This is a genomic window from Bartonella sp. AP11XZML (genome assembly GCF_042196445.1).
Taxonomy (GTDB): domain Bacteria; phylum Pseudomonadota; class Alphaproteobacteria; order Rhizobiales; family Rhizobiaceae; genus Bartonella.
In genome coordinates this window covers 1-16752 of sequence record NZ_JBHIQF010000026.1, presented here as the reverse complement: position 1 = coordinate 16752, position 16752 = coordinate 1, and the positions used below count along the sequence as shown (strand labels likewise).

The window sequence follows — 16752 nt, the reverse complement described above, 5'->3', positions numbered from 1 at the left end:
ATCTTTAAAACTCTTTGAGAAAAATAAATTGGTACAAAACCTAGTGGCAAATTATACAAAACCTGCTGGCAAGCTACACTGTAGAAGGTGGTCTAAAAGGTGGTCTGAAAATGGCTGTTTAAAGAAAAAATCTATATATTTCAATATGTTTAAGAAATAAAACGGTGCCGCATGCCGGATTCGAACCAGCGACCCCATCATTACGAATGATGTGCTCTACCAACTGAGCTAATGCGGCATAGGTTTGTAAGTCAATGAGACAAAACTAATTTGAGGGTAATAGCTAAAAGTACGTATAAAAGCAAGAATGCATTTTTTCAATAATTTGTACATATGATAATAATTTGAAGGAGAATTATGTAAAAGTCAGAGGAAAGTATTCTTTGACCTTAATGCTATAAAATGCTTTTCAATTTACGATAGCACTTAAATTAAGAAGCTGGGAATGTAGATCTTTAGGATGAAAAATGGTGTCAAGATAACTTAGTAAAGATAAAAACCTTTTCTGATTCTTAAGAAAGAAATTTGTTGCATAGAGTGATTGGGAAAATAAAGATCATCATAAACCTTTTATAATGTGCAAATAGATGAGTAGAATTAGTTGAGAAGTTACTTCTCATTTTTATGGGAAGAAAAAGGGAGGAGGATTAATAAAATTAATCACGTTTTTTATTTAAGAGGGAGTAAAAATCATGTCGGATGAAGATCGGCTGATAGAACTAGAAATGAAGCTAGCTTACCAAGAAAAATTCATTGAGGAACTTTCTCGAGAGGTAACTAATCAATGGAAAAGTTTGGATGAGATATCTAAAAAAGTTGATATTTTAGCGAGACGATTTTCAGATTTAAAAGAACTAGAGTGTTACTGAAGCTGTTATCTTACCATTTTCTCAATAGGGAGAAGGTGCGAAATATTTTTTATCACAATTGCAATTATTTACAGATGAGTTTTTATTTCACGCATTTTGTTAGACTTGTAGAATAATTTTTATAAGCTTCTTCATTAATTTTAATAAGTTCCAATCTTATAAGGAGAGCTGATATTAGAAGACGTTTTTTTATATGGGGTTTCTAGTACGAAAATTAAGAAAAGTTTTTGTAGAGTATTAAAGAAACAGCCATAGAAAAATATATGAACTGCAATATTTTAAGTTTTTTCTGTACAGAGTTTTCTTATAGGTGGGAGGTAGATTTATTCGCTAATTTTTTTAAATTGATACAAATAAAGTGATGTTATCGTTATCTATAGAAATCATAAGTGAGCGCCTATATTTATAATGAAGCGTTTTAATTTTTTCTGATGATCAAGTGATCTTCAGTTGTTTTAATAGAGTGAGGGGTTTTAAGCGACATCGATTATGTTATAGTACAGAGAGCTCTAGAAGTTTTTTTTAAGATCAAATGTACTCTTCGTTATATGTATATGATATTTTGTGAAAAGGCTTTTGTTTTTCGTAATTTAAGATACAAAATACTATTGCTAAAGCACCAAAGATAGACCATGCGGGTAAATAAGTGAGAGTAATGCAAATTGAGGACAGAAAATCAGGCATTACCTTGCATAGAGATTGATTAAGGTGATAGATATCTGTTTGCAGAAGGCTTGTTAAAATTTTATTAAAGGGGGTTGTTGTCCAATGTGATGTGATTACAGAGTGTGCGTTATCAATGACCAATGCTATAATGGTTAGTGTAACGAAAATGAAGGACATTAATTTAAATAAAGGGTGGAGCATATTTTTTCTTAAAACTTCAACGGGACATACGTATAATGCACAAAAAAATAAGGAGTTGCATTATGATAAGAAAATAAGTTTACGTTTGTTTTGTGTTTTTTGAAAGAGGTGCCTAATTTTTCAATAAAAGTTGAGGTTAAGTTCAACAAAAGTAGTGAGGCATGATGTCTGAAAAAAAGCACGAGGAATTGAAGCGTAGCCTTCAAAATCGCCATATTCAAATGATTGCTTTGGGTGGGGTTATTGGGACAGGACTTTTTTATGGGTCAACCGAGGCAATTCAATTAGCTGGTCCCTCAGTTATTTTATCTTATCTTGTCGGCGGGCTTATTATGTATTTCATTATGCGAATGCTTGGTGAAATGTCAGTAGAAGAACCGTCTTCAGGAGCATTTAGTTTTTTTGCTTATAAATATTGGGGGAGATTAGCTGGTTTCATAACAGGTTGGAATTATTGGTTTCTTTATATTCTTGTGAGCATGGCTGAACTTACAGTGATAGGGTTTTACCTTGATCATTGGATTTTGATTGATCATTGGAAGACATCTTTCATTGTTCTTTTATTTGTTACATTTGTTAATTTGTTTAATGTTCGTTTTTATGGAGAATTTGAATTTGCTTGCGCTTTGATCAAAGTGGCTGCTGTTATTGGTATGATTATTTTTGGAATTTTTCTCATTGTCACTGGACTAGGGGAAAATCAAGCGAATATTCATTATCTTTGGGACCATGGCGGTTTTTTCCCTTATGGAGCAGTAGGGGTTGTTTTAGCAACTTCTGTAGTAATGTTTTCTTTTGGAGGAACGGAGCTTATTGGTATTGCTGCTGGAGAGGCATCTAATCCACAAAAAACAATTCCAGCGGCTATTCGTCAAGTTATGTGGAGGATTATAATTTTTTATATTGGTTCTATCAGCATTATTATGATAATCAGCCCTTGGAATATGATTGGAAAAAATGGTAGTCCTTTTGTCACAATTTTCGAGACTATAGGAATTCCTGCTGCTGGTCATATTTTGAATTTTGTGGTGATTATGGCTGCTATTTCTGTTTACAATAGTGGCATTTATTCTAATGGCCGTATGCTTTATAGTTTAGCTGTACAAAAAAATGCACCACATATTTTTAGTAAACTGAGTGCTGCTCGTGTTCCTTATATTGCTATCCTTTTTTCTTCATTATGTACGGCGTTGATTGTCGTTGTTAATGCTCTTGTTCCTGATAATAGTTTCATGCGGATCATGGCTCTTGCAACTGCAGCAGCAGTGATTACTTGGGCTATTATTGTTATTGTTCATTTGAAATTTCGCAATGCCCATAAGAACAGAAAGGGCGATTTTATTTATGCGTTTGGTTTATATCCTTACGCTAACTATCTTTGCCTCTGCTTTCTTGTTTTATTATTTTGCATTATGTTTGTCAGTGGTTTTGGGAAAAATGGATTGATGACTCGACTTTTTGATATGATAGGAATAAGCTTGCCTTTTCTTGAAGTATATATTCCTGTACAGATGCCTGATATGAGTTTGGCAGTCATTATTATTCCTCTATGGTGCTTGTTATTACTTTTAGGTTATAAACTGAAGCGATAGAGAAAGAAGAGCTAATAAAAGGGATTGATTGGAATAAACCTTGGGGATTATAAAATTTGATGAGGTAACACAAGTTTTTGGTGATTTGTGTGTTTTAAGAAATATTACTGTACAGCTTACCGAAAGACGAGTTGCTATTATAGGTGCGAATGGTTCTGGGAAAAGTACATTTGTTCGCCTTATTAATGGGCTCCAATTACCATCTCATGGTTTTGTAAGCGTTGATGGGCTTGATACAAAACGCGATGCAAAAGCAGTAAAACGTAAAGTTGGATTTGTTTTTCAGAATCCCGATAATCAGATTGTTTTACCATTAGTTGAAGAGGATTTATCCTTTGGTCTCAAAAATTTAAAGCTTAATAAAAATGAAATTAAGGAGCGTGTAGATGAAATTTTACAGCGCTATGAACTTCAAGATTTCAGAAATCACGCTGTCCATTTATTAAGTGGTGGGCAAAAACAACTCGTTGCTATTTCTAGTGTAGTTGCAATGAAACCAGACTACATTATTTTTGATGAGCCGACGACATTACTTGATTTGCGAAATAAGCATCGCGTTACGCAAGTGATAGAAGAATTACCACAAACGGCAATAGTTGTATCGCATGATTTAGAGTTTTTGAAAAAGTTTGATAGAGTGCTGGTTTTTGATAAGGGGGAGATAGCAATTGATGATGTACCTTTTGTTGCTATAAAGGAGTATATAAGAAGAATGTCATGATCGGTTTATATATTCCGAGGGATACATTTATTCATAGGTTAAGTCCTGGAGTTAAGTTATTATTTCTTACGGCCTGTGGAACTTTTATAATAATGGTTTCTTCCATAGCGCTTCTTGGTTTATTTTTATTGTTGGTCATCTTATTCTATAGAGTCGCCAAAATCCCTTTCAAAACTGTGATAAAGCAATTTAAATCGATGGGATTGCTTTTAGTTCTTCTATTTGTATTTCAAACTATTTTTAGCGGTTGGCTTACGGGAGTTGAGGTCATATTACGTCTTGTTATCCTCTTTTCTTTATCATCAGTTATTTCATTCACAACAAAAGTGTCAGATATGGTGGATGCAATTGAAGCAGGCCTCCAGCCCTTTCGTTGTTTTGGTATAAATCCATCAAAAGTGAGTATGGTTATCTCTATGGCGATCAGGTTTATTCCTCTTTTGGGTGAAAAGTTTAATGAGGTACATGAAGCACAGCAAGCACGAGGACTTAATACTAACATTGTCGCTCTTGCGATACCTTTAATTATACGGACCATAAGAATGGCGTCAGAAGTGGCTGAAGCATTGGACGCGCGTTCTTATGATGCTGATACTATTGATATAGCATCTCATAATAATAAAAGTTTTTATAGTAAAAAAAGAAGAATCAAATGAATACAAAAGATTTAGTTTATATTGCTTTATTTGCCGCTATTTATGCTATTTTGGGCCTTTTCCCTTCTATTTATCTTCCTTTTCTTCTAGGGGTACCTATTACGGCTCAATCGATGGGACCGATGCTAGCAGGGTCTATACTTGGGGCAAAAAGGGGTGCTTTAGCGTCACTCCTTTTTCTTGTTCTTGTTGCGATTGGATTACCTCTGTTGCCTGGTGGTCGTGGTGGAATCAGTGTCTTTTCAGGAATTGCAAGTGGTTATTTAATAGGTTTTCCATTTGCCGCATTTTTTATTGGTTTAATGGTAGAATTGTTTTGGCAGCGGTTAAATTTTATAACATTATTTATAATAAATACTGTCGGTGGCATTGGGATAGTTTATTCTTTTGGTGTTCCATGGACAGCTTATATGACCAAAGTTTCTTTACTGAATGTTTTAATGGCTTCATCAGTTTTTTTGATAGGCGATTGTTTAAAAGCGTTGATTGCATCCTTTATTGCACTTGCGATTAAAAGATCTGTTCCTCTCATTCATTCAAAGCATAATAACTAAAATAAATGTATTATTTTGTTATATTGTTATTATATAATATTCATATATCACTATTATTGAATTTAACTATAGTAATTTATGATGTAATTAAACATTGTAGAATCTAATATGATTCATATAAGTGATGTTATTAAAATAAATTATTATAGTATTTTTCTCTATATCTAAGGTATTTAAAGTGTACTTTTATAAATCTGATACTTTTTATTAATTGTACAACAATAACGAAAGCTTTTCCCTAGTGAAGGAATAATTCAGTGAATACAAAAGATTTGGTTTATATTGCTTTATTTGCCTCTATTTACGCTGTTTTGAGTCTTTTTCCTCCTCTTTATCTTCCTTTTTTGCTGGGTGTCCCTATTACAGCTCAGTCTATGGCTCCGATGTTAGCAGGCTCTATACTTGGAGCAAAAAGGGGAGCGTTAGCATCACTTCTTTTCCTTGTTCTTATTGCGATTGGGTTACCTCTATTGCCTAGTGGTCGTGGTGGAATTAGTGTTTTTTCAGGAGTTACGAGTGGTTATCTGATTAGTTTTCCATTTGCTGCATTTTTTATTGGCTTTATGGTAGAATTATTTTGGCACCGGTTAAATTTTATAATATTATTTGTGATAAATACTGTGGGTGGCATTGGGATAGTCTATTCTTTTGGAATACCATGGGTGGCTTATATGACACAGGTCCCTTTGCTGACAGTTTTAATAAGTTCATTAGTTTTTTTGGTTAGTGGTTTCTTGAAAGTGCTGATTGCATCCTTTGTAGCGTTGACCATTAAAAAAACCGTTCCTCTCGTTCATTCGGAAAAAGGGGCAATTTTGTACTGAAGAACAAGTTTTGCCAAATGTATGTAGATTAAAAAGCACCACGGAATACCATTCTGTTTTGTCTACTTTTTATTGGTATTTTTATCTGTATAGTTCTCAAAGGTAGCCATACGAAAGTTGAATATTTCGGCACCCAAATTCATTTTTTTGCTTTCAGGAGCAGCCCCTAAATAGCCAATTAATATCATTTTATTCAACATGCTTGTAAGTTTTATTCGATTTGCATATTATATGCATAAAGCCTTAGAATAATTTATTATTTTTTTAATATTTTTAGTTAATTAATCACTAATTTTTAAAGTATTAAATTATATTAATTTTACAAAAACATGGATAATTAAGTGTTCATCTAAAACTCTTGATGTATATAATGCCCTCATAAATGTATTAATATAAGGTATAAAAATGAGATTTGAATGGGATGAAGCTAAAAAAAGTAACCTTAGAAAGCACCGTGTAAAGTTTTGAAATAGCTGCATATGTTTTTTCTGATCCATTCTCCATGGCTAAACAAGACCGTGTTGAAAGTGGAGAGTATGGTTAGCAAGCTTTAGTGCTTGTGGAGTTTTTTTATTACTATTCGTAGTGCATACTGTCCATGACGATAAAGATGGCATAGAGGTAATCCGTATTATTTCAGCACAGAGAGCCAACTCGAAAGAAAAGAAACGTTATAAAGAAGAAAGTTCGTTATAAAATCGAGGTAGCTAACTTATCGGCTTTGACAGATGAACAGAGAGTTGAAATTGATAAATTGGCTGTAATGTCGGATAGTGCAATTGATCATAGAGATATTCTGTCACTCAATGATGAGTTCTGGAAAGACGCCGTTTTCAATCCATTCTGTAAACCCATGAAAACTGTCACAACTGTGCGTGTGGATTCAGACGTACTAGCGTGACTTTAAAAGTCAAGGGAAAGGATATCAAACGCGGATTAACGCCATTTTACGTGATGCCATGCTTCGTTCAAAGCACTGATTTCTCCTCCACTTAAAAGCAGGGAAGGGAGAGCCCATATTCTAAAAATCTAAGTAGCTCTCACTGCAGAGTTCTCTAAAATTCGTATTACTTTTGCAATTAAAATTTTATAACTTTGATCTTTAACTAACTGATTCTAAACAATACAATATATTTTGGACACACCACTTTCTCGTGGTCACTAAGATAACTTGGGAAGCACCTGCCATCTGATAAGACTATAGACATTGTAATTATGTTAACTTTATGAATACCCTTAACTTCCTTTCTTATAAATATAAAATAGATCCAGCCTCAGAATTAGTTAATATCAATGATGCTGATAAATTTTTAGAGGAAGGAAGATACGATTTTAACTGTGATAATCAATGTGCTACCTTAATAATCGAAAAGTTTTCTGTGAACTCGAAGAGCTGCTATTGGATTTATGTGTTAACGGGAGAAAATAGTCCTTATAATCCTGAAGTTATTGATTCTGAAAATGACTTTCAGAATATTCCTAACCCACGTTCTAAAAATCAGATTGAACAGAATAAGCAATATTTTGGAATTCTGATTCCTATAGAGTTTACACTTTTTTTTCAAATAAAGAGTTAAACAAATTCTTGCAGCTACACTACAAAAAATCTTTTCTCCCGAAAACGATTGATATCTCATCTGATATTGTTGGTAAGGAAGAGTTCGAAAAAAAATTGCGTTTAATTAAAGAGATAAAACTGAAATATACACAATCAAAACAATCAGACTTTTTGCAATGCAATCAGAAGGCAATTTGCTAAAGATGGCTAAACTTGTGTTGGGTGAATTTCCCACGGATGATTATACTGAAATAGAATTCGGCTTGGATATAAAATTTAAAGAAAAAAATAATTTAAAAGAGTTTTTTTGAACTTTTTTAAAAAATATGAAGTAAATCCCGTATTTAAAAAAATAATTTTTGTGGGAAAGACACATAACAATTTTGATATAATATTTAATACTGAAAATTTTCAACATAAATTTGCTATTAAAACAAGTAAAAATGATAATTGTATGTATAATGAATGAAATATAAAAGAAAAATTAAAGCATGAAATCGTAAATTTTACGGTATCTCTTTAATAGAGCTCTGTAGCGTGTAAATAGATATATTTATTAAACTGCGTGTATGCGACATAGTAAAGAACACACAGACTAAAAAAGTACCAAAGTATAATATTTGAATATCTAATTACCAAAGTACGGTATCCAATGAAAAAGAAAACTTGTGCTCCGCGTATTTAGAAATGACAGGCAAAGAAACAGTTTCTTTATAACTACTTGGGAAAATTAAAACGACACGCGCTAAAATTATTAACTTTAGGAGACTGTACATATACTGTTGTAACTCACATGTTAAGCTCTTCCAACCTGTTGTATTACCGCATTTATATTGTGGGTTGTTTTGCAACTCAGAAGGGATATTAGAATTGCATAAAATTGCAAAAACAGTTGTTACGATCACCAAAGAAATAGACGCGAATGTCAAAATACCCTGAATAAAGTCAAGATTTTTTCTTATTCCTGAAAAACATACAAATATAAAAATTATAACGCCAAACAAGGCTTTTCTCTTCTTATCTGTAAACATATTTATTTCCTGTGAAAAAATTATGATCTCAATTTCTTAAATTATTTTCTGATATAAAAACACAAACTACCTTTTAGTTTTTTCAGTATTTGCTTTTCTTTTAATAGCAATGTCTTCTATTGCATCCAGTTGCTTTTAATATTTTAGTTAACCTCGTTTATGATTTATCTATAGTTGATGACAGCTTTAAACACAGAGCTCCATAATCCCAAACTCTTGCTTGCATTTTGATACCCAAATCCACCTTTCAAAAAAGCCCATAGCACTGGCAACCCTTTCATAAAGATTAAAGAAAAGCTCTGTTATTTCAACAATACATGAAAGTGATTCATAACTGCCGCAACATTTTTTGTGTTGATGCTGGCTATTCATGTTTTAAAAAACAAATATTTTGAAATTCGTGTATCCTAAAATCCTTAATTTGTATTAATGGATTTATTTACTTTATAAATTTGATACTATAGAGCCATTTTGGCTTCTAGAAATATATTGTACATTAAAAAACTTTTTAATCACTCTTTAAATGCATATCCAATCCAAAAATGATCAGCACTTTTCACTATTTTGCTATTTTTTAGAAATCTATTTTAAATTCTCCTATCATTAGTTCATGAAGAGTTTTGGCTCGTGAAAGAAGATCTTTTTCAATCTCTTCACAATACTTAGAAAAATCTGTTGCTCTTGGAATGATTTTTTTAGACATGCTTTCTACGTTGCTCTGCAAAATGCGTTTAAAGGACTCTTTCAAAATCAATAAGGAAATACCTTTGAGTTCAGTTTGATAAGCTTGAGAAGAGGTTCATCGTCCATATCTTTTCGCTTGTGGAAGCTACCACAAGAGAACAAGCGAAAAAAGTATTAGAGATATCATCATTTGAAGCTTTTACAGCAATAAACCTGTGAAGCCATATGCAAGTCTCAAGTGCATTTTCTTCATTCGGTTTTTGTTTTTAATTTTCCATACAACACACTGCTATTTCAGGCTATTACTTTGGGTTGATTAAGATTTGTAAGGAAAGTTGATTGGCAAGCAGTTAAGGCTGAATTTAAAGACTGGGATTATAATGCCCAAGGGCTGACAGAAGCCGGCGCAGCTATCGTGGCCTTGGCTGTCACGGCGCGGTTACAGGTGGAGCAGCCTCGGGCGCTGCCAGTGCCATTACCGGTGCTTTGGGGCTTGGCTCGAGCACCGCCATGAATGCGGCGATACAGGCAGGTGTCCAAGCGCTGATTAATAAAAGCGCTGTGGCTCTTGTCAATAATCGTGGCAACATTGCCGGCGCCTTGCATGAGCTTGGCTCTTCAAAGAATGTTCTCAGCATTGTCTCATCGATGTTAACGGCGGGCTTAACCAGCCAAATAACGGAAATGGCAGGTGTTGGACAATCTTTGCCAAAAACCGCTCCTTTTGTCGATCGTATCGCCAGTGAAGCGGAAAAAAACCTGATCAAAGCCGCCATTGGCACAGGCGTTCAAACGGCTCTTGAGGGTGGCTCTCTTGACAAGAACTTTTTTAACAATCTGCGCATCGCCCTGTCTGATACGGTTGGCAAATCGTTGGCGGAAGAAATCGGTACCGCCAAGGCTGAAGGCAAAATAGATACGGTCACGCAGATCGTTGCCCACGCTGGTCTTGGCTGCTTAAAAGGCGCTGTTGCGAGCGGTGCTTGCTCTGCCGGTGCTATCGGCGGGGCTGTGGGTGAAGCCACAGCCATGCTCCAGTTTCAATTGTGGGTGCAAGGCATTGTGAAAGAGGAAATGGGGGATCTAAACGGTCGCACCCCTACTGCGGAAGAGGAAGCGCGTATAAACGCAAAGATTGATGCGCAGTTTGCTGACTTTAGAGACCACACCATTGATGTTGCACGGGCTGCTGGGGGCGTTGCTGCTGCCCTTGCCGGTGGCGATGTTGATGCTGGCGCCGATGCCGCAGGTAATGCTGCGGAGAATAATTTTCTTCCTGCGGTAGCAGCATTAACAGCATTCATTGTGTCGCTTACACTAGAAGAGTTGGCGGCTCTGTCTCTTTTTATGGCTGGCGGAGCAACTATTTTATTGGATCCTCTAGTAATGGGACGGCTATAACGGATTTCCTTGGCTATTTGTTTGCATCGAAAAATGCAGAAGAAGACAGCGAAAAAACAAACTAAAGTCACAAAGAAGAAAAAAACAAAGCTTCTCTGAAGGAAAGTAAAAATAAGACAAAAAACCGAAATAATAAAGAAACACAAAACAATAATGATGGAATGGGTAATATATTTGAACAAGTCAGGAAGCATCATGATAAAAAACGCGATGAAAAAAACAAGAATTAAATGATGAAGGATGTATAGTATGCGAGACAGAAATAGTATTCAAAACTAAGACGGGTAAGAGGTAGTAAAATTTCGTGCGGAATTTGTTTATATAAAGGATGGTAAAATAAACATTGGAGAAGTAAAAACGGGAAAGAATGCTAAATTAAGTGAAAAATAAAAGATTTTGAAAGAAGCATATAAAAAAGGAAATGCTGAGTCCACAAAAGGAAAATTTATAATTTTTTTAAAGATAACAAATAGTTATTAGAGGCATATCAAGAATCTTTCAAAGATTTTAAAGGAAGTGATAAAGAATTAAACCAAGCTAGTAAAAAATGGGTTAAAGAACAATTGAGTAATAAGTTAGACAAAACCGACATTAACGTTTTTCATTATCCAGGACTTTTTGAATGAAAGTGAATAGCGATGCAGACCAAAAACGTAACAGAGATATTAAAAACGCTTGGCTGGGAACCTTATCGTGCTGAAGATGCTAGTATGTTTGCGCATTATCATCTTCCCGATCGCATTGTAGGCATTAGTTATGATGTTGTAGATTATGGAGATGATGGGGGAAAGTTTCGGCTATCGGCTAATCTTACCACTGCTGCTTATTGCCTTGCTTGGGAATATGCTAGTGGTGAAGTATCACAGGATAAGTATGAAGATACGCTGTTTTCTGAGAAAGAGGATTTCGATGTTACAGCTTCAGATCTTTCAGAAAGCCATGTTAAGGAATCTTTAAATAGGGTTATCGCTTGGGCGCAAGCACAAGATATTGAACAAAAATTACGTGAAAAAGCAGCTAATCATTCTGCTGTTGCAGAAGCATTACTTGGTGATATTGATGCTTTAAAAAGTTCTAAATTTACACCCCAATTACATGTACCAGAATTTGCAGATTACAAAACAATAGGGTGGATTGAGCGCCTCATTCTTTTTGCGCAAGCTTATAAAAACGGGGAGTTAGATGACATTTTAGCGCGTAAAAAACCTAAACAGTGGTCGATGAGTCTTACAGCAGCAACTCGCATTTTTAAAATTCAAGGGTGGTTTGCCACAGAGCTTGGGAAAATGTGGTTGGTTTTGCCGGATCGTTTTATTAAGTTAGATTTTGGCTTTGTACATCTCTATGATCAGTATAATGTTCATCTCGAAGCTGAAATATCTAATGAAGAGATTTCTTTGGCTTGCTTGTATATTCATTTTTGTGGACAACGTAATCTTGTACAACCTATGGATATTTATCGATCTTTTAATACGATTGGAGGGGAGAATTTTCGTGCGGTTGATAAAGGAATTGATATTTGTATAGAGATATTGAATGAGCAAGAGTTGACAAAAATCTCTGAGCGGATAATGCAATGGGCACGTGCCCAAGATTTACAAGCATCAATAGAAAGCAAAACGCTTATCCAAAAATATAGCTATTATCCAGCTGTGATTTGGCATTTGGCTTGTTTAGCATTGAAAGGTCAAATTGATGTCCTAAAATCCTATCAAGATTCTATCGCAGAGGGTAAGCTACCTGACCATTTGCAAAATCTTGATAAAGAACTGGAGGGGTATGTTAACCATGCCGTTAAATTTGCTGAAAAACATCTGAAAATCCTTAATGAGCGAGAGGCAGCAGAAGCACATCTTAGTCCACAAGTTTTGATTACTTTCAATAAAGTTGCAGAGCAATTAAAAGAAATGGGGTGGACAGTTTATCGTGATAAAGACTACAATCGCAATGCTTATTTTATAAGTAAAGACCGTATCATCAATATAATGTATAACCTTCAAAGTGATGAAGAAGAGCCGATTGTTGCATTTAAGGCTTCCCTTTCAACACTTGGCTTTTCCTCTGCTCATAAAGAGATTTTCTATAATATGCCTCAATATATAGCCCTCAAAGAAGTAGAAGAAGTTTATATAGTTTCTAGTACTGAATTGGCTGAAGACAAGGTGAAACAGATCAGTGCGGATATACTTGAATGGGCAGATCGGCAAAATGTCAATCAAATCATTTATGATTATGCGGCTTTTTCCCCAGACAGTGAACTTGATCTTGTAGCGCGTCACCTTATTGCGCTTGTTTTGATTGGGGATATTGAAAAGCTCAAATCTTACAAGGAGAATTTTAGAAAAGGAAATCCTTTAGGTTTTGTGGAAGAAATCTCAAAATATAGAATTGATAATCTCCTCACTCTTGCACGGGGTTATCGAGCAGGTTTTCCGAAAAATGCACCGATTTTGAGCTTGGATCCGCAAATAGCATCTGTTGCTTCTAAAACAACTTCTGTTGAAGTGGCAGAGGAAGTGGATGAAGTGGATGACACCGATGATCGTCTCACCATGGAAAGTGCGACAGCACTTTTGAAAAGCTTAGGCTGGTCAACCGAGAAAATCAATGAGAATGACCATATGGCAAGCTATCAATTGGCTGATCGTGAAGTAGACATTCTTTATAACGACGAAATTGCCAAAGATTACCCACAATTTGATAGCGCCTTTTTGATTAGCACGGGCATTCTTTCCGCTGCTTGTAAATTCATTGATCCTACCTACACGGAAGATATTCCAGATATACAGCTTAATTTTGAAGCCAAGGGATTAGAAATCTTTGAACCAGAAGTCACTACGGATCGTTTAACACAGGCGCTTGATGATGCTTTAGAATGGGCGGTAACAGACATTGACCTTTCTAAAAGACTTCGCAGTGATTATGGCACTGCTCCTTGGGAAAAAGGCGCCACGTCTAAAGCAAACGATACGGATTATGCTTTACTTCATCTTGGCGCTCTTGCTTTGTTGGGTGATGCTGAAACCTTACAATTTTATCAGCAAAGCTTTACGGCAGGTGATCACCTAGGCTTTGACGAGAGCACCAACAAAAACCACCTTGAACGTGCATTAGCTTTAGCCAAAGAAGTAGCAAAGGTGAAGCAAGTGAGCTACGCTTTGATTGAACGGGTAGCAAAAGATTTTGATGATCACTCAGAGCTTTCTAGCGAGGAATAACCTCGCTCTTGGAAGGAGAGTTTATTTAAGTCTATTTAGAACAAAGAATAAATTGATTATTTTGAAAAAATCGAGGGGATTATGAATCATGAAATGGATAAAGAAAAAAAGTATGGGGGCAGCTGAGCCGGTGGAATTTAAAAGTCAAAAAGTTTATCAGGAAGATGAACTGTTTGAGCCTGAAACAGTTTCTTCTTGGAAAGAAGAAGGACAGATAGTAACGGGTACAAATGTGGAAAGAATGGTATCAGGAAGAGCACCTATTGGAGTCGATTTTAGACCTATTATGTTACATCCTGTGACACAAGAACAAGATAGTCCTCTCGTTGAGGTTCTCTACTCATTTTATCAAGGCGGGAGTTTGGTTGCTCCTATGAATCCAAAGACAAATTTTATCAGAAAAGTTATTTGTTGGATTTCAAAAAAAATTCCTAAGTAGGAAAAAAGAAAGAGTAATTATTGCAAATATTGAAATTGAAATAATATCCCTAAAAGGCGCTCTCTAAACTTTAATGATCACCTCCTTTAATTCCATCATATATTGTAAATGCGAGATGATTGTACAGAGACAGATGAGAAAAGAGCTCCGTCAAGAACATATCTCTTATGATTTTATCAATCTCATCTCAATTCCATTGGCTATAGTAGAAAAAGATTGATCATTAGAAACACTCATTATGAGTAAAAACACGCTGTGACTTATGGAGAAAAATTTATGAAAAGTTATACTTTATCAGATGTTGCACAATATGTTGATATGCATAGTCATGTTATTAATTTTGGTACTCAAGATAATGCACCTGATGAGGTGCGGATTAAAACAGCTGAGAACACTCTTGGTTTACAATTTACCTCTTCCTATAAGAATTTTTTAAAAAATTATGGAGGAGGAGAAATTGGAGGTGAAGAAATATTCAGTATTTATGAAATCTGCGCAGGTATTCCTGCTGGTGATATTGTTTACCGAAATTTGCTCGATAGAAGAGATGGCTTTACGGATCCCAAACAACTTGTTATCTGCACAACTGATTTTGGTGAAACCTTTTATTTTGATTATACGCAGTTTCGGGATGGTGAATGCCCACTCTATCTTAAGTATACATCTGAAGATTCCGAATATTACGCGAGTAATTTTTATGAATTTCTCTGCAAAAGAATTAAAGAGTATGCAGGGGAAGATTCATGAAAACTTATACCTTAGATGATGTTATACAACTAGTTGATAAATAGGATAATTGCGATTTATTGCTTGTTATGAAAACATCTAAAAAGAGATTGATCATTATAAAGATTAGCAAAATCCCTTTTAATAGACCGTGTCAGTGTTGTCAGTTCTTTTTAGAGCCTATATTATTTTTTTAAATGAGTAAAAATTAAAAACTTTATATTTCAATAGGTTAGTATTTTAAAAACATAACTCATATCAAGAGTACAATCTTTAAAGATAACCAATGATGTGAGTTGAATAAAACTTATCAGTTATGTGTCAGTAAATTGAACTGACAAAATAGATTATTTTAGTGAGTAATTAACGCGTGTCTTATGAAAAGCGTATGAAAGTAAAAACTGATTATGTTATCAAAATTCCTTTTATGAATTTTGATAAGTTCATTTGAATAGATAAACTTATGATTTTAGTGAGTGATTAAAATGTGCTTTATGAAAATCATGTGATCCTTTAAAGCCTTTTAAAAGAAAGGGATTATAATCATAATAAATGCTATCAAGACCATTATGGTTATGAGTTTTGAGGTTTTTGAGTATTTTGAGGGTTCCTTTTGACCACCTTTATATATTTTTTTAATAAACAACCTATATCAAGATACAACCTATAAACACAACCCACGATATATTTTTGAAGGTATTTTGAGGGTTTGAGAAACCTTCAAAGCCTATAAGTAATATAAGAAAATGAATATACATAACTCTCTTTAAACAAAGCTTTTGAAAACAATAAAGCTATCATTTTAGATTACGATATAAGCTTTGCAATCCAAAATACAGTGTTTTAAAAGTCAAATGATTTCTTTTTAGAATAACGCATGATAAATTATCCTTTTAAAGATTGTATGTAAGCTATTTATAAAGGGGGTATAGAGCCTATAGGTATAAGACCTTATACCCCTTTGTGAGTTTAGCATGCCAAGTCTATTCAGTTCCTCTTATTTCTAATTTTGGTAGTTTTTTCACGATTTTCATTGTTTCTAAACTTACGCTAATAACCCTTTGAAACAAATCCAATGGATAAGCAGGATTTCCAACGGTTTTAACAGCATAGTGATTGGCATCATTAACAATGCCACTCTTTTTATCTGTCTTTACACATTGATGCCCCATAATCCATTCAAGAGCGGGCTTGCCATTGACGATATACTCATAAGCTTCAAGAGGGATATCTGTTATTATAAATAACAGTGGTTTAATTTTTCTCTTTACCTGCTTTTGCGAATTCCATTTCAGTCACGTAATAAAACTTTTCGGAATTAGGGATATCAGTTAATTTGGGATTACCCTTTTTAAAGGTCACTGGATAAGGCTCTACATCTTCATAATTCACGTGCAAATGATCCAGTTCATGCCCTGTTACAACAGGGCTCCGTTTTCATATGAGAGGGTTAATTCTTATCAAAAGAATCAAAACGAAGCTTATTAAATCCATTTTGAATGAATAGTGAGAAAACTGGAAAAAATGCTAAAAAAGCGGATATTTTTTCAAAAAGTTTTTTAAATGCGGTTTATCCACAGCCCATGACACGGGGTCAGATCAGCAAAGTAAT

General features: G+C 34.6%; 10 protein-coding genes, 1 tRNA gene and 5 pseudogenes. 12 read left to right on the top strand and 4 right to left on the bottom strand.

Features of this window, described 5'->3' with window-relative positions; genetic code table 11:
• Positions 1–165: 165 nt before the first annotated feature.
• Positions 166–238, bottom strand: a tRNA-Thr gene (locus ACFIMG_RS02460).
• Between the two features lie 454 nt (positions 239–692).
• On the opposite strand from ACFIMG_RS02460, the gene ACFIMG_RS02455 reads away from it, so the two are divergent.
• The 6 genes from ACFIMG_RS02455 (at position 693) to ACFIMG_RS02430 (ending at position 6083) form a co-directional block, all read left to right on the top strand.
• Complete coding sequence (locus ACFIMG_RS02455; protein ID WP_375612388.1) at positions 693–869, top strand: SlyX family protein; 177 nt, start codon at positions 693–695, stop codon at positions 867–869.
• Between the two features lie 1031 nt (positions 870–1900).
• Positions 1901–3328 (top strand): amino acid permease, encoded by a 1428-nt coding sequence (locus tag ACFIMG_RS02450; protein WP_375679335.1) that lies wholly within the window; start codon positions 1901–1903, stop codon positions 3326–3328.
• A gap of 40 nt (positions 3329–3368) precedes the next feature.
• Positions 3369–4049 (top strand): energy-coupling factor ABC transporter ATP-binding protein, encoded by a 681-nt coding sequence (locus ACFIMG_RS02445; protein ID WP_375679334.1) that lies wholly within the window; start codon positions 3369–3371, stop codon positions 4047–4049.
• Positions 4046–4705: an energy-coupling factor transporter transmembrane component T family protein gene (locus ACFIMG_RS02440; RefSeq protein WP_375679333.1), complete on the top strand. Its 660-nt coding sequence runs from the start codon at positions 4046–4048 to the stop codon at positions 4703–4705. Before ACFIMG_RS02445 ends, ACFIMG_RS02440 begins: the two co-directional genes overlap by 4 nt.
• Positions 4702–5259, top strand: a complete 558-nt coding sequence (locus tag ACFIMG_RS02435; RefSeq protein WP_375679332.1) for a biotin transporter BioY — start codon at positions 4702–4704, stop codon at positions 5257–5259. Before ACFIMG_RS02440 ends, ACFIMG_RS02435 begins: the two co-directional genes overlap by 4 nt.
• A gap of 257 nt (positions 5260–5516) precedes the next feature.
• Entirely contained in the window at positions 5517–6083 is a 567-nt protein-coding gene (locus ACFIMG_RS02430; RefSeq protein WP_375679331.1) for a biotin transporter BioY, read from the top strand.
• Positions 6084–6104: 21 nt separating this feature from the next.
• Here ACFIMG_RS02430 and ACFIMG_RS02425 read toward each other — a convergent pair.
• Positions 6105–6283: pseudogene (locus tag ACFIMG_RS02425) on the bottom strand (single-stranded DNA-binding protein); the annotation flags it as partial.
• Positions 6284–7012: 729 nt separating this feature from the next.
• On the opposite strand from ACFIMG_RS02425, the pseudogene ACFIMG_RS02420 reads away from it, so the two are divergent.
• Together ACFIMG_RS02420 and ACFIMG_RS02415 are read left to right on the top strand one after the other, a co-directional pair.
• Positions 7013–7063: pseudogene (locus ACFIMG_RS02420) on the top strand (hypothetical protein); the annotation flags it as partial.
• 246 nt (positions 7064–7309) lie between these two features.
• Positions 7310–7660 (top strand): hypothetical protein, encoded by a 351-nt coding sequence (locus ACFIMG_RS02415; protein ID WP_375679330.1) that lies wholly within the window; start codon positions 7310–7312, stop codon positions 7658–7660.
• Positions 7661–8147: 487 nt separating this feature from the next.
• Here ACFIMG_RS02415 and ACFIMG_RS02410 read toward each other — a convergent pair.
• Positions 8148–8672, bottom strand: a pseudogene (locus ACFIMG_RS02410) (hypothetical protein).
• Between the two features lie 1012 nt (positions 8673–9684).
• Here ACFIMG_RS02410 and ACFIMG_RS02405 point away from each other — a divergent pair.
• From ACFIMG_RS02405 to ACFIMG_RS02390, 4 genes and pseudogenes are all read left to right on the top strand, one after another.
• Positions 9685–10631 (top strand): annotated as a pseudogene (locus ACFIMG_RS02405) (DUF637 domain-containing protein); the annotation flags it as partial.
• A 764-nt stretch (positions 10632–11395) separates the two neighbouring features.
• Entirely contained in the window at positions 11396–13975 is a 2580-nt protein-coding gene (locus tag ACFIMG_RS02400; RefSeq protein ID WP_375679329.1) for a DUF6990 domain-containing protein, read from the top strand.
• An 88-nt stretch (positions 13976–14063) separates the two neighbouring features.
• Complete coding sequence (locus tag ACFIMG_RS02395; RefSeq protein WP_375679328.1) at positions 14064–14414, top strand: HNH/ENDO VII family nuclease; 351 nt, start codon at positions 14064–14066, stop codon at positions 14412–14414.
• A gap of 276 nt (positions 14415–14690) precedes the next feature.
• Positions 14691–15161 (top strand): SMI1/KNR4 family protein, encoded by a 471-nt coding sequence (locus tag ACFIMG_RS02390; RefSeq protein ID WP_375679327.1) that lies wholly within the window; start codon positions 14691–14693, stop codon positions 15159–15161.
• 962 nt (positions 15162–16123) lie between these two features.
• Here the strand turns inward: ACFIMG_RS02390 and ACFIMG_RS02385 are convergent.
• Positions 16124–16565, bottom strand: a pseudogene (locus ACFIMG_RS02385) (type ISP restriction/modification enzyme); the annotation flags it as partial.
• Positions 16566–16752 lie beyond the last annotated feature (187 nt).